Origin of the sequence: Candidatus Manganitrophus morganii, from assembly GCA_021651055.1 — a bacterium.
Classification (GTDB): domain Bacteria; phylum Nitrospirota; class Nitrospiria; order SBBL01; family Manganitrophaceae; genus Manganitrophus; species Manganitrophus morganii.
Window position 1 is genome coordinate 2,825,659 of sequence record JAJHOH010000001.1, and the last position, 21,627, is coordinate 2,847,285.

Annotated in this window: 15 protein-coding genes; 8 read left to right on the forward strand and 7 right to left on the reverse strand. The window is 57.5% G+C overall.

Going from position 1 to position 21,627, the window contains the following annotated elements; all coding sequences use genetic code 11:
- The first annotated feature begins 28 nt into the window (after nt 1-28).
- The 3 genes from MCM46_13080 to MCM46_13090 all read left to right on the forward strand — a co-directional run bounded on the left by MCM46_13080 (nt 29) and on the right by MCM46_13090 (nt 6,303).
- Nucleotides 29-4,141 (forward strand): hypothetical protein, encoded by a 4,113-nt coding sequence (locus MCM46_13080; protein MCG3112742.1) that lies wholly within the window; start codon nt 29-31, stop codon nt 4,139-4,141.
- A gap of 486 nt (nt 4,142-4,627) precedes the next feature.
- Complete coding sequence (locus MCM46_13085; protein ID MCG3112743.1) at nt 4,628-5,041, forward strand: hypothetical protein; 414 nt, start codon at nt 4,628-4,630, stop codon at nt 5,039-5,041.
- Between the two features lie 71 nt (nt 5,042-5,112).
- Nucleotides 5,113-6,303, forward strand: a complete 1,191-nt coding sequence (locus MCM46_13090; GenBank protein MCG3112744.1) for a site-2 protease family protein — start codon at nt 5,113-5,115, stop codon at nt 6,301-6,303.
- 61 nt (nt 6,304-6,364) lie between these two features.
- On the opposite strand, the gene hflX is transcribed toward MCM46_13090, so the two are convergent.
- Entirely contained in the window at nt 6,365-8,011 is a 1,647-nt protein-coding gene (gene hflX / locus MCM46_13095) for a GTPase HflX (GenBank protein ID MCG3112745.1), read from the reverse strand.
- Between the two features lie 233 nt (nt 8,012-8,244).
- Between hflX and MCM46_13100 the strand changes: the two genes are divergently transcribed.
- From MCM46_13100 to MCM46_13115, 4 genes are all read left to right on the forward strand, one after another.
- Nucleotides 8,245-9,669, forward strand: coding sequence for a VCBS repeat-containing protein (locus tag MCM46_13100; GenBank protein MCG3112746.1), 1,425 nt, complete (start codon nt 8,245-8,247; stop codon nt 9,667-9,669).
- 246 nt (nt 9,670-9,915) lie between these two features.
- Nucleotides 9,916-10,077 (forward strand): hypothetical protein, encoded by a 162-nt coding sequence (locus tag MCM46_13105; GenBank protein MCG3112747.1) that lies wholly within the window; start codon nt 9,916-9,918, stop codon nt 10,075-10,077.
- Complete coding sequence (locus MCM46_13110) at nt 10,074-14,039, forward strand: right-handed parallel beta-helix repeat-containing protein (GenBank protein MCG3112748.1); 3,966 nt, start codon at nt 10,074-10,076, stop codon at nt 14,037-14,039. The genes MCM46_13105 and MCM46_13110 overlap by 4 nt, the downstream gene beginning before the upstream one ends.
- An 80-nt stretch (nt 14,040-14,119) precedes the next feature.
- The gene (locus MCM46_13115; protein ID MCG3112749.1) at nt 14,120-14,731 is read left to right on the forward strand and encodes a porin family protein; all 612 of its coding nucleotides are present in this window, start codon (nt 14,120-14,122) and stop codon (nt 14,729-14,731) included.
- Nucleotides 14,732-14,911: 180 nt separating this feature from the next.
- On the opposite strand, the gene MCM46_13120 is transcribed toward MCM46_13115, so the two are convergent.
- Both MCM46_13120 and purU read right to left on the reverse strand, forming a co-directional pair.
- Nucleotides 14,912-15,085 (reverse strand): hypothetical protein, encoded by a 174-nt coding sequence (locus tag MCM46_13120; GenBank protein ID MCG3112750.1) that lies wholly within the window; start codon nt 15,083-15,085, stop codon nt 14,912-14,914.
- Nucleotides 15,072-15,977 carry a formyltetrahydrofolate deformylase gene (gene purU / locus MCM46_13125; protein ID MCG3112751.1) on the reverse strand — a complete coding sequence of 302 codons (906 nt, stop codon included), beginning with the start codon at nt 15,975-15,977 and terminating at the stop codon, nt 15,072-15,074. The genes MCM46_13120 and purU overlap by 14 nt, the downstream gene beginning before the upstream one ends.
- Nucleotides 15,978-16,245: 268 nt before the next feature.
- On the opposite strand from purU, the gene MCM46_13130 reads away from it, so the two are divergent.
- Nucleotides 16,246-17,724 (forward strand): hypothetical protein, encoded by a 1,479-nt coding sequence (locus tag MCM46_13130; protein ID MCG3112752.1) that lies wholly within the window; start codon nt 16,246-16,248, stop codon nt 17,722-17,724.
- Between the two features lie 59 nt (nt 17,725-17,783).
- On the opposite strand, the gene MCM46_13135 is transcribed toward MCM46_13130, so the two are convergent.
- The 4 genes from MCM46_13135 to MCM46_13150 form a co-directional block, all read right to left on the reverse strand.
- Nucleotides 17,784-18,188 (reverse strand): pentapeptide repeat-containing protein, encoded by a 405-nt coding sequence (locus MCM46_13135; protein ID MCG3112753.1) that lies wholly within the window; start codon nt 18,186-18,188, stop codon nt 17,784-17,786.
- A gap of 164 nt (nt 18,189-18,352) precedes the next feature.
- Nucleotides 18,353-19,549 carry an NAD(P)/FAD-dependent oxidoreductase gene (locus tag MCM46_13140; protein ID MCG3112754.1) on the reverse strand — a complete coding sequence of 399 codons (1,197 nt, stop codon included), beginning with the start codon at nt 19,547-19,549 and terminating at the stop codon, nt 18,353-18,355.
- 71 nt (nt 19,550-19,620) lie between these two features.
- Nucleotides 19,621-19,977, reverse strand: a complete 357-nt coding sequence (arsC, locus tag MCM46_13145) for an arsenate reductase (glutaredoxin) (protein ID MCG3112755.1) — start codon at nt 19,975-19,977, stop codon at nt 19,621-19,623.
- Between the two features lie 118 nt (nt 19,978-20,095).
- Nucleotides 20,096-21,538, reverse strand: coding sequence for a DUF4139 domain-containing protein (locus tag MCM46_13150; GenBank protein MCG3112756.1), 1,443 nt, complete (start codon nt 21,536-21,538; stop codon nt 20,096-20,098).
- Between the last annotated feature and the right edge of the window lie 89 nt (nt 21,539-21,627).

The following is a 21,627-nucleotide window of genomic DNA, read 5'->3' on the forward strand; positions in this document are numbered from 1 at the left end:
TGTGTCATCTATAGAAACAGAGGATTCAATGTCTACTGTTCGGGTCTTGGCACGCATTCTGATTTTTAAATTAATGCTTGTTGCATTTTTAATTGCCGCCAAACCTGCTTCGGCCGGCACGGCGGTGTGGACCACTCCATGTTATCAGCAGAACTGGGACGGCCCAATCGGTATTTATTGTGGAACTCTGGAGCAGGCTGCAAGAGCATACCTGGATGATACCGAACTTTATCTGGCCTCTATAGGACGACCTCTTACCTTTCAATTGCTTGAAGTATATGCCGGTCAGCACAATTTAGATATTCACTTTCTAAGAAGTGATGGATTTAACAATTGGACTCAAGTTGCGGCATATTGTCCTCCTGGCTACAATAATTTTCAGCCTTATTTCTGTCAACCGGACGGTGTCGATAAAAAGAAGAATGATTGTAATACCGAAGCGGTCGTCGGCAATCCATGTAGTGCGGGAAAAAGAAACAAAAAGGCCACTGAAATTGATTATAGCGGCCCTGGGCTGATCTACAAGCGTACTTACAACAGCTTCTCAATGGATGAAGCTCGTCTGGGGCACCTATCAGGATCAAATTGGCGCGGAGCCTATGACTATTCCCTCACCCTCAACAGCCAATGGAATACCCAGCTAGCCACGGCCATCTTAAAGCGCCCTGATGGAACAGTCATTAACTTTGCCCTTACGAACGGTCAATACGTTGCCGATTCGGACATCACCAATCGATTGGAGCAAACCCCAACTGGATGGAGCCACACTCTCAGAGACGGCACAATTGAGACCTATGATACTGCCGGGCATCTTCTTTCAATTACCAAGCTCAATGGCCAGATTGAAACTCTGAGTTATGACACCTCCGGTAAACTCGCCTCCGTAACCGGCCCCTTCGGCCACACGCTTCAATTCGTCTATGGGACCAACAATAAGATTGCCAGCCTCATCGACCCCGCAAATGCAGCCATCACCTATACCTACGATAGCAAGAACAATCTGGAGCGGGTCTCCTATCCGGATGGAACGGCGAAAATCTACCACTATGAGAACACGACCTACCCATTTCACCTCACCGGCATCTCCTATAATGATGGGCAGGGGGGAGTCACTCGGTTCTCGACCTATGAATACGATACCTCAGGTAGTCCGATCCAAACCGAACATGCCGCTACCGACAACGGCGCCCCTCAGGAGAGCTACACCCTGGTCTATGACTCACCGACACAGGCGACCGTTACCGATCCTGCGGGCAACGTGGAGGTCATGATCTTTCAGCTTAATCTTGGGGTCAATAACCTGATCAGCAAGACAAATTTAGCCGATGGCAAAACCCTCACGCAGGTTTTCGATGATAATAATCGGCTGACCAGCCGCACCGATGAGGAGGGGCGTACCACTACCTATACCTACAACGCTGCACATCAGAAGACCTCCATGACGGAGGCGGCAGGAACCCCTCAGGCACGCATCACATCCTATCAATATCTTTCGGCCGATCTTGATCTGCTCACTTTGATCCAAAGCCCTAGCGTCCATGCCGGCTCCCTGAAAGAAACGGAGACCACTTATGATCCCGCCCGAAACCCACTTACCATCACGGAGCGCGGGTACACCCCCACGGGAACGGCTATCTCGAAAACGGTCGCGTTCACTTATAACGGTTTTGGCCAGGTCTTGACCATCGATGGACCACGCACCGATGTCGCCGATATCACCACGCTGGAGTATTATGACTGCACCAGTGGGAGTGCTTGCGGCCAGTTGGAAAGCACGACCAATGCCCTGGGTCATCAGACACATTTCGATACCTACGACTCTCAGGGTCGCGTCACACAGATGACCGATCACAATGGTTTAGTGACTTCTTATACATACGACTTCTTCGGCCGCATTCTCACGATGACCCAAACCCCACCGACCGGAACCAGTCGCAATACACAGTATGTCTATGATCAGAATGGAAAGATCACGAGCGCGACCCTGCCGGACGGCATCGTCTTGACTTACACTTACGACGCGGCCCAGTATCTTCGGAGCATTACCGATAATTTGGGCAACAAGGTTGAATATCGCTATGATCTGAAAGGAAACCGCACAAGCGAATTGACCAAAGATCCAAACGGGACGCTGGTACGCAGTATCGAAACAGCCTATGATGTTCGAAACAGTGTTGCCTCAATCAATGCCGGCGGGAGCTTCACGCAACTGGTTTATGACGCCGTCGGCAACCTGGTTCGTACGACCGACCCGAACGACAACCCCAACACCGTTCACACCTACGACGCTCTCAATCGCCTGATTCAGACGGTCGACGCCCTCTCCGGCGCGGCACAGTATGGATATGATTCGAACAATCGGCGCAAGGAGGTGACCCCTCCGGGTACGACCGCCACGCAATATACTTACGACGATCTCGGCCATCTGCTCCAGGAAGTCAGCCCCGAACGGGGGACGATCAACTTGACCTATGATCATGCGGGGAATGTCAAAACGCGGACCGATGCCCGCGGGATTACCGCCACCTATACTTACGATGCGCTGAACCGACCCCTGACTGTCGATTACCCCGACACCGAATCGGATGTCACATTCACCTACGATTCCGCTCCAGGCTGTACCTTCGGAATGGGGCGGCTCTGCGCAACCATCGACGCAAGCGGCACCACAACTTTCGCTTACGATGCGTTTGGAAATCTAATTCAACAAGCCCACACCGAACTGGGGGTCACCTATACGGTCCAGTACACCTATGATGCCGGAAATCGGATTCAGTCGATCACCTACCCGGATGGGCAGACGGTCAGCTATTCCCGGAACGCAGTCGGTCAAATCAGCGTCATGACGTTACCGATCAACGGAGTCACCACCTCCCTGCTCAACAATATACTCTATCGTGCAGACGGCCTGATTACCGAGTGGACGTTTGGTAACGGCCTGGTCGAAGCCCGCAATTATGATTTGCAAGGACGGTTGATCACTCAGACGCTCGGAACCGTGGAGAGCCGAAGCTATACCCACGATCCGAACGGCAATGTGTTAACACGCATCTCCTCCGTTGGGAACTCCACCTACACGTATGATCCGCTCAACCGTCTGACAGGAGATAGTCTCCTCCCCGAGAGTACCAGCTTCACTTATGACGCGAACGGTAACCGTCTTGCCCTGCAGGCCTCCTTGGATGCGATCGTTGGCCTCGATCTGGGAGCAAGAACGTTTACCTATAATGCCACCGGCCAACTGGCTCAGGTTTATGAAAATGGGAATCTCATCGCCACCTACGTTTACAACGCGCAGGCCCAACGCACCCGCAAGATCACGGCTACCGAGACGATCCTCTATCATTACGACCGCTCCGGCTTGCTATTGAGCGAAACCACCGCCACGGGAAGCGCGATTCGGAAGTATGTCTGGTCAGGGGAGATCCCTGTCGCTCAGATCGATCAAAGTACAACCGAGGTAGTGCGCTATTTGCATACGGATCATTTAAACACGCCCAGACTCGCGACCGATGCTTCCAGTGCCGCTATTTGGCGGTGGGAGGCCGATGCCTTCGGAGTGGCCCAACCGAACTCGGCCATTACGATTAATCTAAGATTCCCCGGGCAATACTTTGACCAAGAGACAGGGCTGCATTATAATTGGAATCGATATTACGACCCGAAGATAGGGAGATACATCACGAGTGATCCGGTCGGGTTGGCGGGTGGACTGAACACGTATGTATATGCCAATAATAACCCAATCATATACGCTGATCCTTCAGGATTACTCGGCAATGGAACGGTCCCTGGAGGGGCTCGCCCCGACTACAGCTCATGTAGTTACTACGACCGAAAGTGCAGCGAGACAGGATGTGGATATTACTGCGAAACCGCTCCGAGACTTTGCCGAAATGCCGAATTGATACCTTCATTTTGGGGAATAAATAGTAACGAGTTTAATTGTATCCGTCGCTGTTTGGTACGCGAGGATAAGAAGGTGCACGAGCAACGGGATAAGTGCAAAAATAAAGACTGCCTCAAGGATAAGCAGATCGATGACTATCACATAGCTTGTTTTACGGAATGCGGCGTATCACCGAATCGATATCCTGGTGTCAACCCTTGGTGGCTCCCAAATCAAAATCCACCTAAATGACCTAATGCATTTTTGTGAAGAAACTCTTTAATAATATTGTAATTCTTATAGTTTCTATCGGACTTGCCTTTCTTCTATATGCTTCATTAGCGTGGCTCTTGCGTGGAGCCAGCTTAGTCTTAGGACGGGAGAGCAGGCTTGGCGATTTTTTCGAGGCAATGCTGTTTTGGATATCGCTGTTGGGTTTTGGTTATGTTATTCTTCCCCTGCTTACCATCCTTGTGTTTCTATGGCTAAAAAAGAGATGGGGAAATCTGTAACCTTCTCAGTCGCCATCCTTTTTACATTGTTGTCCTTTCTTTATTAAAAGTCACCCCCATCAAAGGTGGCGACCCCCAAATGGTTCGCCCTTCTTTCCTCAAACTCAACAGCCGGCCATAGCCCTTCCATCGAAATACTCCCTTTGAACTACATAGACACAACCTCCCCAAACACGATATCTTGAATTAAGGGAGGGTGTGGAGCGAAACAATCGGGAGTAAGTAGATGATTCTGATCGATTTATTCGTGGCGCTTATCATCGGTTTGATCTTGACCCTGATCTTCTGGCCGCGGTTCCGGGCGTCGGGTTCCTGGTCGAACTGGGCCGGAGTGGCCGGGTTCCTTTGGTTCTTCATCTTGGTTTTTCTGGCCTCCTGGCTTGGCGGCGTCTGGATCACCCCGGCGGGGCCGCGCGTCTGGGGGGTCTCCCCCTTTCCTTTCTTGCTGATGGGACTTCTTTTCGCGTTGCTCCTGGCGGCGACCGCTCCGATCCGCCCGCCCCGCGCGCGGCGTCAAACGCTGGCGGAGGCGCGGGAGGAGCCGACCGTCGAGGAGGGGACGTTCGTCGTTCTGAATTTCTTTTATTGGATTCTGTTGATCGCCCTCCTCGTATCGATTCTGGCGCGCTACGGCGCGTGATCGCGGGAAGCCTCGGATGGATTGAAAAGAGGACTTCCCTGCACCTCGCGTACTCACGATTAGGAGGTGAAATGTTCGGTAAAAGAATGACTCTCTTTAAACTCTTCGGTTTTGCGGTCCATGTCGATCTCAGCTGGATCGTGATCGCCGTGTTGGTCACCTGGTCGCTGGCGGCCGGTCTCTTTCCGTTTCAGTTTCCGGGTCTCTCGACGGGGACTTATTGGTTGATGGGGATCGCCGGATCGCTGGGGCTCTTCGGGTCGATTATATTTCATGAGATGAGCCACTCTCTCGTCGCCCGCCGGTTCGGGATTCCGATGAAGGGGATCACCCTCTTTATCTTCGGCGGCGTGGCGGAGATGGACGATGAGCCGCCGAGTCCGAAGGCGGAGTTCTCGATGGCGATCGCCGGGCCCCTCTCCAGCTTCTTCCTGGCGGCCGTATTTTACGGCCTCTATATCGTGGGGATGCAGGGAGGATGGCCGATGACCTTCAACGGGGTGATCGGCTACCTCGGTGTCATCAACGCCATCCTGGCGGTGTTCAATCTGGTTCCGGCTTTTCCCCTCGACGGAGGACGGGTCTTCCGATCGATCTTGTGGGGATGGCGAAACGACATCCGATGGGCGACGCGGATCTCTTCTGCGTTCGGCTCCGCCTTTGGGCTCTTTCTAATCTTTGTCGGCGTTCTCAACGCACTTCGGGGGAATTTTATCGGGGGGGTCTGGCAGTTCCTGATCGGAATGTTCCTGCGGGAGGCGGCCCGGATGTCGTATCAACAGCTCCTCGCGCGCCAGGCGCTTGAAGGAGAGCCGGTCCGCCGCTTCATGAAGAGCGATCCGGTGACGGTTTCCCCCGCCACGTCGCTGGCGCAGCTGGTCGACGATTACGTCTACCGCCATCAATACAAAATGTTTCCGGTGGTCCAGAACGGCGCGCTGGTCGGCTGCATCGATCTCGATCAGGTGAAGGAGATTCCCCGGAATGAATGGGCCTATCGGACGGTCGGCGAGGTGGCGAAGACGTGTGCCGTCGAAAACACGATCTCTCCCGATGCCGATGCCGTAAAGGCCCTCTCGAAGATGAGCCGGATGGGCCGCAGCCGGCTGCTGGTGGTGGAAGACGGCCGGCTGGCCGGCATCCTTTCGTTGAAAGATCTCCTCCATTTCCTCTCGCTCAAGATCGAGCTGGAAAACGGCGAGCAACCGGGGCGCCGACCTGAGATTCCGGAGAAAGAGCAAGAGCGGAGAAAGGCGGCGTGATACTGATAGGGTGTAGGGTATAGGGGGTAGGGGATAGAGGGAGAAGTGCTGGCCTCATCCGCTATTTCTTCGCCTGGATGGTCTTCTCTTCATCAACCGGTTCCACCGTTTTCTCCTTCCAGAGCCGTTCTTCGATCGCCGCCAGGAGCGGGCCGAGGCTCTCCGGCTGGAGAGCCGAGATGGCGATCGCGCCCCCGTACCGCTCGCAAAGGGTCGCCACCGTTTTCGGATGAATCCGGTCCTTCTTGTTGAAGACAAGGAGCTGCGGCGTGTTTTCCAAGCTCAGCTCGGTCAGGATTTTCTGGACGGTCTGCATGTGTTGCTCGAAATGAGGATTGCTGATATCGATCAGGTGGATCAACAGATGCGCATCGCGCAGCTCATCGAGGGTCGATCGAAACGCGCCGAGCAGATCGGGCGGAAGCGACTGGATGAAGCCGACCGTGTCGGTGATGATCACCTCCCGCTCGCGCGGAAAACGAAGACGGCGGGTCGACGTATCGAGGGTCGCAAAGAGAAGGTCTTCGGTCTGAACGTCGCTCTTCGTCAGGGCGTTGAGCAGGGTTGACTTTCCGGCGTTGGTGTAGCCGACGATCGAGAGGATCGGGATCGAATGGGCCACCCGCCGCACCCGCCGCCGAGCCCGCGCCTCCGCCAAAGATTCCAATTCCCGCTCCAGCCGCGCAATCCGATCGCGCGCCCGTCGGCGGTCGACCTCCAGCCGCGTCTCTCCCGGTCCTCTTCCGCCGATGCCGCCGGTGAGGCGAGACAACGCCGTGCTCCGCTCGGCGAGCCGCGGGAGGCGGTATCGAAGCTGCGCCAGCTCCACCTGGACTTTCGCTTCCCGGGTCTGCGCCCGCTGGGCGAAGATGTCGAGGATCAACTGGGTCCGGTCGAGCACCTTCATTTCGGTGACCTCGCCGATCGCCTTTACCTGAAGCGGGGTGAGGTTTTGGTCGAAAATCAAAAGATCGGCCCGCTGCTGGAGCGCCTTCATCACCACCTCTTTGAGTTTCCCCTCGCCGAGGAGATACTTGGGGTGAAAGCTCTTCGGACGCTGGTGGATCCGATCGATCGGGACCAGCCGGGCGGAGCGGGCAAGCTCCGCGAGCTCATCCATCGAGGCTTCCTGATCGATCCGCGGTTGATTCGAAACGCTGATCAGAATCGCCCTTTCCTTCCGACGATCCACAGCCCGCGTCGGCTCCCCCGAGTCAAACTCCGCTTCAAGGGCGGAAAGGAACGATCTCAACGGCAGGTTTAATTGATGAATCGAGACCGGCGGATGGATCTCATAAATCTTTTCATCCGGATTGGTCGGAAGAAGGTGGGCGAGATAGACGGTGCCGGGAAGCCCTTCTTGGACCACCCCGACGGCGGCGATCAGATCGAGCCGAAGGAGGGCGAGGTCGGTCAGATCGTCTTCATTCAACGGCTCGTTCTTCAGATGGGTATGAACGAGCCGCACCCCCCGGAGCCCCCGCTTCCCGAAGCGAAGCCCGGTCAGATCGGGGATCTCGATCTCCCGTTCGTTTCCGACGAGGACGGTATAGATCTCCCCTTCCCGTCCCGCCAAGATGCCGATTTGTCTTCCGATTTCGAAGGAAAGGGCCGTCATCAGCCGCGCAATGTCGGGGGTGACGACCTGGTCTGATTTTATTTTCCGCCGGCCGATCTGTTCCAGCCGTTTGATCTGCTGCGGTTTCAAGCCGCTCGTCGTGCCGTAAATATTCGTTGGGGCCTCCTTTTTCGAACTTGAACACGCACGCGCGTCGCATTCCTCGCAGCGAAGGTTAGACGCGCGAATACAAATAGAGTTTTCCATCCTTTCGGGTCGAAGTTCCCCGCAGCTTGCTGCGGAGAGCTTCAATTTAATATTAACATTTTTCTTTTTCCAAATCGATTGGTATAATAGGCCCCTTGTTAAAAGAGGAGGCCTTATTGCGGTTGACCAGAGAATCGTTCTTCGTGGGGGGTGTCATCTGTTTTTCCATGTGGATCGGCCTCAGCGGCTGTCAGAGACCGGAAAATCAGCGGCCGGCCAATCCGCTTCCGCCGGTCGAGCTGGTTTGGAGCACCACCGGGGAGAATGCCACCTTCTCCCGATACGGCTCGGCGCTGGCGACGGGAGATGTCAACAATGACGGCTTCCCCGATCTTCTGGTGGCGGCCAACTCCTTCAATACCGGCCGGGCCGATGCGGGGAAGGTCTACCTGCATCTGGGGACCGCTTCGGGGCTGTCCGAAACGCCGGCCTGGAGCAGCAGCGGCGACAATATCGAAGGGGCCTATTTCGGCGCCTCGCTCGCGTTGGCCGATCTGAACGGGGACGGTTTTGCCGATGCCGTCATCGGAGCAAGCAATTACCGCAAGGGGGAGAGGGGGGCCTTCACCGGACGGGTCTATGTTTATCCCGGAAGCGCTGCGGGGCTTTCGGATCAGCCGATCTGGGCCTTATCGGGCGATGAGCAGACGGGGGCTTTCTTCGGGGCTTCGGTCGCCTCGGCCGGAGATGTGAACGGAGACGGCTTTACCGATCTCCTGGTCGGGGCAAGCGGTTATGCCGACAAAGATCTCTCGGTCGGAAAGGCCTATCTTTACATGGGGGGCGCGAAGGGGCCGTCCCAAAAGCCGGCCTGGACCGCGATGGGGGACCATGCCCCCGGCTCCGGGTACGGTCTTATCGTCAAAGGGGCGGGGGATATCAATCACGATCATTATGACGACATCCTTGTCGCCGCCCCCCGCCTTACCGGAAAGGTCTTCCTCTATCAGGGCTCTTCGCGGGGTCCGTCCGAATTTCCGGTCTGGAGCTCCTCCGGCGACAACCAGGGGGGGGCGGCATTCGGTCTCGGGATCGCGCCGCTCGATGTGAATGGGGACCGCTTTCGCGATCTGGCGATCGGCGCTTATTTCCAGGACACACCCGGCCATACCGATGCCGGAAAAGCATTCCTCTTTTTCGGATCGGCGTTCGGGATGTCGAAGAAGCCGGACTGGAGCGCTTCCGGAGAAAACCTGATCGATGCCAAATATGCGACAAGCATCACGGCGCTCGGCGACATCAATCACGACGGCTACGACGATCTCCTCATCGGCTCGAAGCAGAAAGAGAATGACCAGATCCAATCGGGCAAGGTCTTTCTCTATCTTGGCGGCCCCAAAGGCTTCGGAGAAAAAGCGGCCTGGACCACCGACGGTGAAAATCAACAGCAGGCCCTCTTCGGCGAGGCGGCGGCCCCGATTCGATCGAAAGCGTTCAACGGGTTTGTCGTCAGCGCGCCGACCTATTCCGCGGCGGAAGATCTGGAGCGGACGGGGAAGATTTATCTCTATCGCGTCCAATCCGCCAAGTCCTTTCCTTAACTTTAGCAGCCGGCGGCCCTCCCCCATCCATATGAACCAACTTGCATACTCTCCGCAATGTTCATCAGCGTGAAGAAAGTTGCACGCGCCTCTTTCGAGGCAAATCGTTCCGATCGAATGATTCAAAGCATCCTCCAGATTTGAATCTCTATTCATTACCGGTCGTTACCAGCGATTCTCCATTCCTGATCTAGAGGCACCCCTCTTGCATCGCTTCTTATATCGGTGCGGTTGCGTGGATCCTCGATGGGAGCAAAACAGATGAAGGGGATGATCATCCTTCTGATGGTTATCCTGGCTCCGGATATTGTCACGGCGGCCGCCGTGACTTCCGGACAATCGGGTCCCTGGTCTTCACCGGCGACATGGGTCGGCGGCGTCGTTCCGGGCGACGGGGATGAAGTGTGATTGCCGACGGCCATGCCGTCGAGATTGATCGGGACATCGGGAGCGAGGGGCTCGGATTGAAAATGCTCCGCGTCGGAACCCACAACGGCTCGGCGGCGCGGCTCTTCTTTGACGGGCGCAGCCGTTCCCAAGCGGTGACCCTTCGATTCGCGAGCCGCGGAAAAGACCGGGGAGTCGATGCCTTCGGCATTCACTTTTGGGGGAGCATTCAACTGGAGGGAACCCTTGAGCATCCTCTGGTGATCGAGCCGGTGGTCCAGGACGGGAGTGCGGTGACGTTCATTCAAAAAGACCCAAACAGCAGCCGCGTCGATCTGATCCTTCGCGACGTGATCCTTCGGCGGGCCGGCGATGAGCAAAGCGCCGGGATCGACGTCCGGGGGGCAAGCCGCTCCGGGGAGCGGGTGATCATCGAGGGAAATCGATTCGAGGGATCGGGTTCGATTCAACTCGCCGGCGCCGACGGCGGCGGCGCGACGATCTCCCTGAGCCGGAATGAGGCGGTCGATCATCGGGGATCGTTCGTCCAATTTCGGGCCGCGCGAAATCTGCTGATCGATCGGAATCGGATCACCCTGGTTGCCTTCCCCGCCGGGGCGCCGGGACAGGCGGTCATCGACGGCATCCAGGGAGACGGGGTCGGAAATGGGATTCGGATCGAGGGGAACACGATCCTCAGTACGATCGATGCTGAAAGCGCGACCCACCCGCGCCGCTACGCGATCTGGCTCAATGGTTTCCCGGACTCTGTCGTGGCCGGCAACCGGGTCGCCGCCCAGGGGGTCTCCTATGGGTTTGAAGAGGGGGTCACTATTTTGGGCGGGGCCGGGAGGGGAGCGAACATCCGGATCGATCGAAACAACATTATCGGCACAGTTCACGGCGTCGGCATTCATACCGTCCGGACCGACAACAGCGGCATCGAAGTGACCCGGAACCGGATCTTCGACAACCGCAACGAGCATATCTTCATCTCGGAGGGGCATCAGATCCGGATCGTCAACAACCTCCTCTACGGAACGCTTCATAGCGGCCAGGCCGGCATCCTCCTCTACAACACCGATCAGGTCGAGATCGTCCACAACACGCTCAATGGGACCCCTTCGGTCTCCACCGCGGGAATCGCCATCGGAAATCAGGGAATCGGCGTTTCGCACGGCGTCGTCGTCAAGAACAACATCCTGACCCGTTGGAACAAAGCGATCCAGAACCGGCCGGCCGGGAACACCTTCCGGGAGGTGGCCTACAACCTCTTTTTCGAGAATGTGAAAAATTATGATCTCGAGCCGATCGACGGGGCGGGAGCCGGCGATGTTCTCGGCGATCCGAAGTATGTCGACCGCTCTTCTAGCGACTATCATCTCCAAACCGGCTCGGCGGCGATCGACCGGGCCGATCCGGCCGGCGCGCCGGCGGAGGATATCAACGGGCAGGCGCGCCCGGCCGGCGCCGGATTCGACATCGGCGCCGACGAGTACCGGGAGCCGGCATCTGCCGATTTGGCGGCGACGGTCGGCGCCACCCCCGAGCGGGTGATCGTCGGAGGGCGGCTGACCTATGTCGTCACCGTGACGAATCATGGCCCCGCCATGGCGAATGAAGTGGCGGCGACCGTCACCCTCCCTTCGGAGATCGCGCTCCTTTCCATTCAGACCGATCGAGGAAGCTGCGATCCGGGGGGGATCTGCTCTCTTGGGGAACTGGAGAGCGCCGAACAAGCGGTCATCACCGTCGAGACGACGGCCGTCGCGGCCGGCTTCCTCAACGCGACGGCTCGGGTCGCCGGACGGGAAACCGATCCCGACGCCGGCAACAACACCGCTTCGGCGGAAGCGGCGGCGGTTCCGGGCGACGGCGGCGGGGGAGGACCGCCCATTCCTTCCCCTTCTCCCCCTTCTCCTCCTCCTTCCGACTCGACCGGTTCGCCCCGATACGGATTCGGTTGCGGGGCGGTTCAGCCGGCTTCCGGCAACCGGGGTTTTCGCCGATCCGATCTGGGCGATCTCCTTCTCCTTGCATGGCCGCTGTTCTTCCTTCTTTTCAGAAGATTGAAAAGGTTGTTCTCTCTGCTCCTCCGGAATGCGGTATGGGTCGGAGGCCTTCTCCTGATTCTCCTTCCGCTCGAAGCGGGAGGGGCGACGATCACCTCGGCTGGTAACGGTTCCTGGTCGTCCGCATCGACGTGGGTGGGAGGCCGTGTGCCGGGGGACGGCGATGAGGTGATCATCGCCGACGGGCACACCGTCCGGATCGACCGGAACGTCGGCACGAGCGCTCAGGGATTGAGGATGCTCCGGGTCGGCACCCGCAACGGATCGACCGCGGTGTTGAAGTATGACGGCGCCGCGGCGGCGCGGGGGTACACGATCGTCTTCGGAAGCACCGGGAAGGTGGAGGGCCAGGACGCGTTCGGGATTCGATTTTTCGGAACGGTCGATCTGCAAGGATCGGCGGCGAAGCCGCTGGTTTTGGAGCCGAGATTCAAAGACGGCCGGGCAATCACCTTTATCCGCAAGGAGGGGGCGAGCACCGAGGTCGATCTGACGCTGCGCGGTCTCACCTTCCGATTTTTAGGGGATGGGGAGCGCGCCGGGATCGATGCCTCAAATGGGGCGCGGATCGCCATCAGCGACAACACGTTCGAGCAGTCGGGTTTCATCCAACTGGCCGGCGCGAATGGGACGGCCGGAGCGGTTTTGGTGAGCGGAAACACGGCGACCGGACAGAAGGGGTCGTTTGTGCAGTTCCGCGCCGCCCGCGGGATCGACATTCTCCAAAATCAGGTCACGATCGCCTCTTTTCCGGCCGGCGCGCCGGGCCAGGCGATGATCGACAGCATCGAAGGGGATGAGATCGGGACCGATATCCTGATCGAGGGGAACACCCTCATCAGCACGATCGATGCCGAGAACCCCACGCGGCGCCTCTTCGGGATCTGGTTGTCCGGGGTGACCGACTCCATCATCCGTGGGAATCGGATCTCGGCCCAAGGGGTCGCCTATGGATATGAAGAGGGGATCTCGATTCTCGGAGAGGGAAACAATGCAAGGGATAATCGCGTAGAGGGAAACATCATTTCAAATACGATCCATGGGATCGGCATCCATACCGGCCGGTCGGGCAATCCGGGGATCATCCTTACCCGGAATGAGATTTTCAACAACCGGAACGAGCATATTTTTATCTCCGACGGTTATCAGATCGAAATCGTCAACAACATCATGTATGGACCGCTTCATTCGGGCCAGGCGGGGATTCTCCTCTACAACACCGATCAGGCGAAGGTGGTGAACAATACCCTGGATGGAACGCCGGAGGTCTCCACCGCCGGGATCGCCATCGGCAACGCGGGGATCGCGACCTCTTTTAATGTGGTTATCAAAAACAATATTTTGACCCGGTGGAACAAGGCGATTCAGAACAGAAACAGCGGCAACAGCTTCAGCGAGGTCGGCTACAATCTTTTCTTCGAGAATGTCAACGATATCGACGACCTGGCTTCCAACGCGGGCTCCCAAATCCCGAGCGATCGAACCGGCGATCTCTTCACCTCGCCGGGATATGTCGATGCCGCATCGCGAAAATATCACCTCCTGGCCGGATCGTCGGCGATCGATCGGGCCGCCGCCCCGAACGCGCCGGAGGTCGATTTCGACGGGCAGGCCCGGCCTTTCGGAGAGGGCATCGATATCGGCGCCGACGAAGCCTCTTCCGATGCGCCGATCCCCCCGTCTTCCTGTTCGGGATCGGGGTGCGGCGGGGAAGATGGAAGCGGCAACCCGACCGCCTCTTCCGAGGGGGAAAATTCGGGGGGATTCGGATGCGGGGCCATTCAGTCCCGCGCTCCGAGAAAAACGTTCGATCGATCCCATCTGGGTGACCTGCTTCTCCTTCTCGTCCCGTTCTTTTACTTTCTTTTCATGAGAAGCGCGGCTCATCCTGTCAGACGGAGGGGTACATAAAGAGGCCATGGATGAGGATGAGCCGATTGGAGGGCCTTCCGTTCAATGTGAACTTTGGGGGAGAAAGGAAACATCACGTTATGAAAAAGCAACCGTTCTGGATTTTCACAATGATCCTTTTGATTTTGCCCCAGCTCGGCTGGGCTCAGGAAGACGGGCGGATCGAGAACACCTTTGGAATCGGTCCTCGCGCCGGTTATTACAAGAGCAAAGATGCCGACGAGGGAGCATGGTATGGCGGTGTACAGAGCCGGTTTCGCTTCGGAGAGGTCATCGGCCTCGAGGTGGCGGCGGACTATCGAACGGAGGAAACGTTCGAGGTGGACGCACCCGGATTTGATGGAGAGATTAATGTACGCTCCTATCCGGTCACTGCATCGCTTCTTGTTTTTCTGCCGATCCTTCCCCATTTTTCTCCTTACCTGGTCGGGGGAGGAGGCTTGTACTACACCAAAATAGATTATTCAGAGAGTCTTGAGGATCTGGGGTTTGACGATCGGACCGAGCGGCCCTGGGGGTGGCATGCAGGGGCCGGGTTGGAATTCCCCATCACCGAGACGGTGGCGCTCAATGCCGATGTTCGATATATTTTCATGGATTCGGAATTCGGCGATGAGGGAGGCACCGATCTCGATGAAGACAGTTCGGTTGACAGTTGGGCGGCCACCGCGGCGCTGATGTTCTACTTCTAGACTCCATAACCTCCTTCCCACCTCATCGAGGGGCCGGCTTTGCTTCGGCAGGGTCGGCTCCTCCTTCCTCCAGCCCTCCAGCCAATTGCAAACTGATCGACCGGAAGGAACAACCCCTATTCCCGATTTCAAAGAAACCGTCTGGTTTTTATCCGGAGGGTGTGGTGGAGAGGGTGGAAGCTAACTCCGCTTGATCACCGCGAAAATCCCCCAGACGATCAACACCAGGAGGACAAGGTTCAGGAGCATGCCGAAGAGCATCGAATGGCCCCTTTCGTTTAAGGTTTGGTTGGTCTGATTGTAGAACGGGAGGGGGAGATTTTGCAAGCGCTGAAAAGGGTTATATGAAGACAATCGTTTTGTTTCCGTGAACAAGGACCCGGTCTTCGACGTGCCAGGTGACGGCGCGGGTCAGCACCGTTCGTTCGACGTAGCGGCCAATGCGCCGGAGATCTTCGACCTCCTTGCGGTGATCGACCCGTTCGACATCTTGCTCGATGATCGGGCCGGCGTCCAGCGCCTCCGTGACGTAGTGGGCGGTGGCGCCGATCAACTTGACCCCCCGCTCATACGCCCTTGCGTAGGGATCGGCGCCGACGAAGGCGGGGAGGAAGCTGTGATGGATGTTGATGATCTGGTTCGGATAATGTTTGATGAAGCCGGGGGTGATGATCTGCATGTAGCGCGCGAGGACCACCAGATCGACCTTTCCCTCCATCAAGGCAAGCTGCTTCCGCTCCGCCTCCTCTTTCCGGCTCTTATCGACCGGGACATAATGAAACGGAATCCCCCACGTTGCTACGGTCTGCTCCAGGTCGGGATGATTGGAGAGAACCATCGCGATCTCGGCCCTCAGATCGCCCGCCCGCCGGTGCCAGAGGAGCTCGAAGAGGGCGTGTTCCGCCTTTGAGACAAAAATCGCCAACCGCTTCACCTGCCCCGCATACGCGAGCCGCCACGCCATATCGAATGTGGCGGCGATCCGAGAGAAGGCCCGCTCCAACGCCGGGCCGCGCTGCTCCAGCCCCGAAAGCTGAAACTCCACCCGCATAAAGAAGATCCCGCCGGTCGGATCGGTCGAGTGTTGATCGGAATCGATGATGTTGGCCGCTTGCTCGAAGAGAAAGCGAGAGACGGCGGCGACGATCCCCGGCCGGTCGGGGCAAGAGATCAACAGCCGGCCGATGTCGCCGTAACCGTCCGAGATCGGCGGCCAGAAAGAAGGGGGGGATTGTTTTTGGTTCATCCGGGTCTCACTGATGGAAAATGGAAATCGATGTGATGCCAGCGGATCATAGGTTACCAGAAAAAGGGGTCGGAGACCAGAAGAAGAATCGCGACGCTTGGAAGGTAAACGGAATGTAAACGAAATGTAAAGAGAGATACAGATCGAGGTTTAAAAAAAGGTTAAGCTAGACCCAACTTCCGAAATCGCCGCGGCGTTTTATACGGCGGCATGACCGATGGACGTTCACAACGACTTGCAGATGATGATCTTTCAGAGGGAGGGTGAGATGGGGTTGAAGTTTGAGACGTTAGGGAATGCCACATTGCAGCTGTTTGAAGAGGGGAGGCCGGTTCTCGCCACCGATCCATGGCTGAAGGGGACCGCTTATTTCGGGAGCTGGGGGCTGGATCACCCGCTGACGGAGACGCAAATCAGGAACGTCGTCCAGTCGCCGTATCTCTGGATTTCTCACGGCCATCCCGATCACCTCCATCCCGATTCGATCGAGATGCTCTCGCGGAAGTCGCTTATCCTGCTGCCGAATCACTATCACCCGGAGATCCGAGAGTCGCTTGAGTCGAAAGGTTTTCGGGTCGAAGTGCTGCGATTCAAGGAGTGGACGCGGCTCACCCCGACGGTCCGGGTGATGTGCCTGGAGAATATGAATCAAGACGCCATTTTAATCGTCGAGGCGGGGGACGCGCTGATCGTCAATCTCAACGATTCCCCGTTGCACGGCGAGGGACCCTTCCTGAAGACGTTGATCGCCTCCTATAAAAAGTCGTTTCTGTTGGCCCTCTGCAGCATCGACGCCGACATGATCAACATTGTCGGCAGACGGGGAGAGTCGCTTGCCCCCCCTCGTTACGAGTCAAAACGGAGCGCCGTTTGGGAGCTGGGGGACCTCTGCGCCTTTCTGAATGTGAACCATTTCTGCTGCTTCTCCTCGCAACACCTCTATGTCCGTCCCGATTCGATCTGGGCGAATCCTTACCGGATCGGCTGGGAGGAGATGCAACGCCACTGGAATGCCCCCGAGACGAAGTTGATCGAGCCGTTCGTCACCGTCGACCTGACCGATGGTTCGGTCACGCCGAATCATCCGGCCCACCGGCCCGACCTGAGTTCGATCTCCACGGAGACCGGCGAGGATGACTGGAACGAGACGATGTCGAAAGGGGATTGGGAGGCGCTGGAGCGGTTCGTCCGCCGCTTTCGGCTCCTCAAGCGCCACGTCGGTTTTATCCGATTTACCGTCGCCGGGGAGGCGCGGACCTTTTACATCGATCCTCGGCGTGCGAGGGGCGGGAAGGATCGGCGGGGAATTCATTTTATCGCCCCGCGGAACTCTCTGATGAAAGCGGTGGAGTACGGCTACTTCGACGATCTTCTGATCGGAAATTTCATGAAAACCGAACTGATCAACACCCGCCTCTATCCTCACTTTACGCCGATCGTGGCGAAGCTCGGCGGGAATGCGAAGGTCTTCACCCCCCGCGAGCTCTGGCGGTTTCGCGCCCATTACTTCCGGCTCTCTCCGCGGGCCTACATCGCGCACCATCTGCAAATGCAGTGGGTTTATCAGTGGAAGCCGCGGCTGCGCGGCGCGCTGAAAGAGGCGGGCCTTCTCGATACGGCCAAGCGGGCGATGCGCCGGGCGCTCGGTCTCCCCTTGCTGCCGGCGAAGGCCGATCCGGAACCGCTCGGGGAGACGCGATTGCGCGGAACCGACCCGGGGCTTATCCGCCCGAAAGCGGATCGATGAGACCGACCTGCGCCGACGTGGTCTTCGTGTAGGGGAGTGGAAGGATGGGAGGGTGCGGCTTATCGCGGCTTTCTTTTTAGAATGTCTGCGAGGCGACGCTTGGGAGGCGGGGCCCGACGGCTTTGATACCGGAGACGCGTTCCATGTGTGAGGGAGAGGGCGATTTCTTCAGCGGCTAATTCCTTCGGAAAGTAGGTGCCGGAGACCTTGGCCCCGTTTAGGCTCGCTCCTTCCAGGTTGGTTTGGGATAAATCGACGCCGCGAAGATCGGTCTGGAGAAAATAGCTGCCGCTGAGATCGAGCCCTTTTAGATCGACCTCGCGCAGGTCAAGCCCGCCGAGGTCGGAATCGGTGAGATCCATCTTCTCTCCTTTGCGTTTTCTTGCGTTGAACTCGTCGATACGGCTTTCACGCAAGAGGCGATAGAGGGGATCTCGGTTGTCATTGATCGGTTTTAGCGACAAGCGCGACGTCTCCTTCCAGGGCCGGAACCCCGGTTTCCATCAAGACGATCCCTGCGTGAGGGATCCTTCTGATATAGAGAAGTATACTCCCGATTTTAAAAACTGGGATACGGCCCCTTCTACCGATTTCATCTCAGGCCGCTCATGGAGACTTTATGCGGTCATTACACGAACCCTCCGGCGCAGTGTCCGGAGGCCCAGGCCCACTGGAAATTATACCCCCCCAGCCAGCCGGTCACATCGACGACCTCGCCGATAAAATAAAGCCCTTTCACCTCTTTGGCCTCGAAACTTTTGGACGAGAGCGCGTTGGTATCGACCCCCCCCTTGGTGACCTCCGCCAGGCGATAGCCGCCGGTTCCGGCGGGGATGATCCGCCATTGCTGAAAGCGGGCGGCGATCGCCGCGATTTCTTTCGGCGTGTATCGGCCGACCGGCTTGTTTCCTCCCGACACTCCCAGCCACTGTTCGGCCAGGCGTTTGGTCAGCCGCTCGCCGATCAGGTTTTTCAGTTCCGCCTTCGGCCGCTCCTTCTGCCACTGTTTGATTGTTTCGGTCAGATCAAGATCGGGGAAAAGATTGATCGTCACCGGATCGCCCGGCTCCCAGTAGTTTGAAATTTGCAAAATGGCGGGGCCGCTTAATCCGTGGTGGGTAAAAAGGATCGCCTCCCGAAAGGTCCGGTCGCGGCAGGAGACCCGCGCATCCGCGGCGGTTCCGGAGAGGCCGTCGATCTCCTCCAAATCGCGGGGGTTCAAGGTCAAGGAGACGAGGCCGGGCCGGCAGGGTAACACGGGGAGGCCGAACTGCGTCGCCATCCGGTATCCGAAGTCGGTTGCTCCGATCTTCGGGATCGACAGCCCCCCCGTGGCGATCACCAGCGATTGGCTCTCGTAGCTTCCGAGGCTGGTTTGAAGGGTAAAACGATTGGGTCCGATGAGTTGCCGTTCTATTTTCCCAACCGAGCAGTTCGTCCGAATCTGCACCCCGCCGAGGCGGCACTCTTCCAGCAGCAGGTGAACGATCGCCGTCGCTTTCCCGTCGCAGAAGAGCTGTCCTAACTTTTTCTCGTGATAGGGGATGCCATGTTTCTCGACCAGCGCGATAAAGTCGGCCGGCCCGTAGCGGCTGAGGGCCGATTTGCAGAAGTGCGGGTTGGCGGAGAGGTAATGGCCCGCCTCCACATGCAGGTTGGTGAAGTTGCAGCGTCCCCCGCCGGAGATCAAGATTTTCTTGCCGACGCGGTCGGCCCGTTCCAAAAGCAGAACCCGGCGTCCCCGTTGGCCCGCGGTCAAGGCGCACATCAGCCCCGCGGCGCCGCCGCCGATGACGATGACATCGAATTGTTCCGAAACATTCATAGAGCGAGTTCGATTGAGAATTAGGAATTACGAATGAGGAATTAGATTCGTAATTGATCCATTCCCCTGTCTTACAAACCGATCAGCTCCAAAACATTCTCCGGGGGGCGGCCGAGCACCGCTTTTTGAGGGGTAATGACGATCGGCCGTTCGATCAAGATCGGGTTTTCCGCCATCAGCTTGATCCACTCGGCATCCGACCGTTTGTCTGAGGCCTTGATGCCCAATTCTCCCGCGACCGGCTCTTTAAAGCGAATCAGTTGCTTCGGCTCCATCCCCAACTTTTTCAAAATCTCAGAAAGCGCTTTTTGCGTCGGCGGGGTTTGGAGGTAGAGAATGATGTCCGGCTCGATTCCTTCTTCATTGAGAAGTTTAAGGGTTTCGCGGCTCTTGCTGCATTTGGGGTTGTGAAAGATTGAGATGTTCATGGCTTACTCCAAGAAAAGGGGAAAAATTTATTATCTAAAGATTTATCTTTTCTCGCTATAGAAAAGTCCATTCTAAGACGGCAATTTATAATCCAATCCTATCGCTAAGTCAACTTGCTCAAAACCGCACCCGTACCCGGTACTGCAGCTTCACCTCCTTGTCCTTCCCCACCGGCACATCGAACTGGACGGTGTGGGCCTCCACCTTCGTATAGTCATGTGTCGTCTTCAAAATTTCCCAGTCGCCGGGGATCGGCTCGATCACGCGGATGGTGGCGGAAGTCTCTTTATGGTTCCGAAGGGCGACCTCGAAGGCGACCTCGTACGTATCCCAAGCGATCTTTTTCCACTCGGTCTGCTTCCGCTCGGCGACGAGGTCGAAGGCATCCCCCATTTTGATCTTGATCGTTTCATCTTTGGGAGTGTGGTCGATCCGGTCTTCGCCGATAAACTGGAGGCTTCCGTCGCTGTCGGCTTTGTAGACGCGAAGGGTTCCCTTGGGGAGCGGCATGCCGAGCTGGTTTTCTTTTTTGTTGGCGATCTCCACATAGACGCCGACCTTCTGATTCGAGATCGGGGTGCCGTACTGCGTCCGATAAAAATGCGCCGCCCCGTAGTAGAGGAAGCGTTTCTTCACCGGAACCTGGTTGGCGGTCAGCAGCGTGACCTGTTTGGTCTGGTTGTCCTTCAGCGTCGTCGGGCGCTGGAGGGAGTAGAGGTGATATTCGAAGAACGATTCCTCCGTAAAGGGGGCGGCGGCCGATTTGGCGGCGGCCATTTCCAGCGCGTGGGGGGCGTCGCGCGTCTCGAACCGATCCAAAACCCGGTTCACATCGCCCGCCACCAACTTCAGCTTGGCATTCTTGAAGGTCGCCCCGCTTTTGTTGTCGAGGGTCACCCAGCCGGTCAGATCGATCTTTTGATCTTCCTTGTCGAGGATCGCGACGTAGTCGCTCCTCCAGGTCATCCCGCCGGTGAGATAGGTCGCTTCGACCTTCTGGGGGCGGGTGGTTTCGTTCTCCAATCTCCAGACGAGGGTCGGATTCGGGAGAAGATTTTCAGGAAGGCCGGGGAAGATCATCTTGCCGGGGTGGTCGGTAAAGATCCGGTCCCCCATCCGGTAGACGATGCCGCCGTGGGTGCTGAGGATCGTGATCGGGATCTCGACGCCGTCGCGCAGGACGTTGATCTCCTTGCCGACGAACTTGTCGAGCAGCTTCTGAGGCGAGAGGAGATCATATTCATAGTTCTGCTCCAACACGCCGAGTCCGGCCGGATCGGTGAGCGAGGTGATGTGGACCGTCTGGGGCATGATCTGCGCCGCGACGTCGGAGAACTTCAGCTCGGTGATTCCGGCCGGGAGGGTCAAGCGCCGGGTCTCCTTCACCAGGCCGAGATTGCTGTTGTAAACGGTCACCGAGAGCGCCTCTTGGTCGTCGGCATGGCTCGCCTGTTCGTGCGGCTTCTCCCGAGGGCCGGCCGCTTCGCCGCCGGGTCCGGTAAAAAGGAGCGCGGCCGACAGCGCCAGGGTTGGGATGATCAAAAGCAGGTTGGTTTTCATCTTCTCCTCCTAGGGAATGTTTTGGGGGGACGGTTTTGGTCCTTATCCCTGTTAGACCGCGGAGGAGAAAAAAGGTTTCAAGTTTTTTG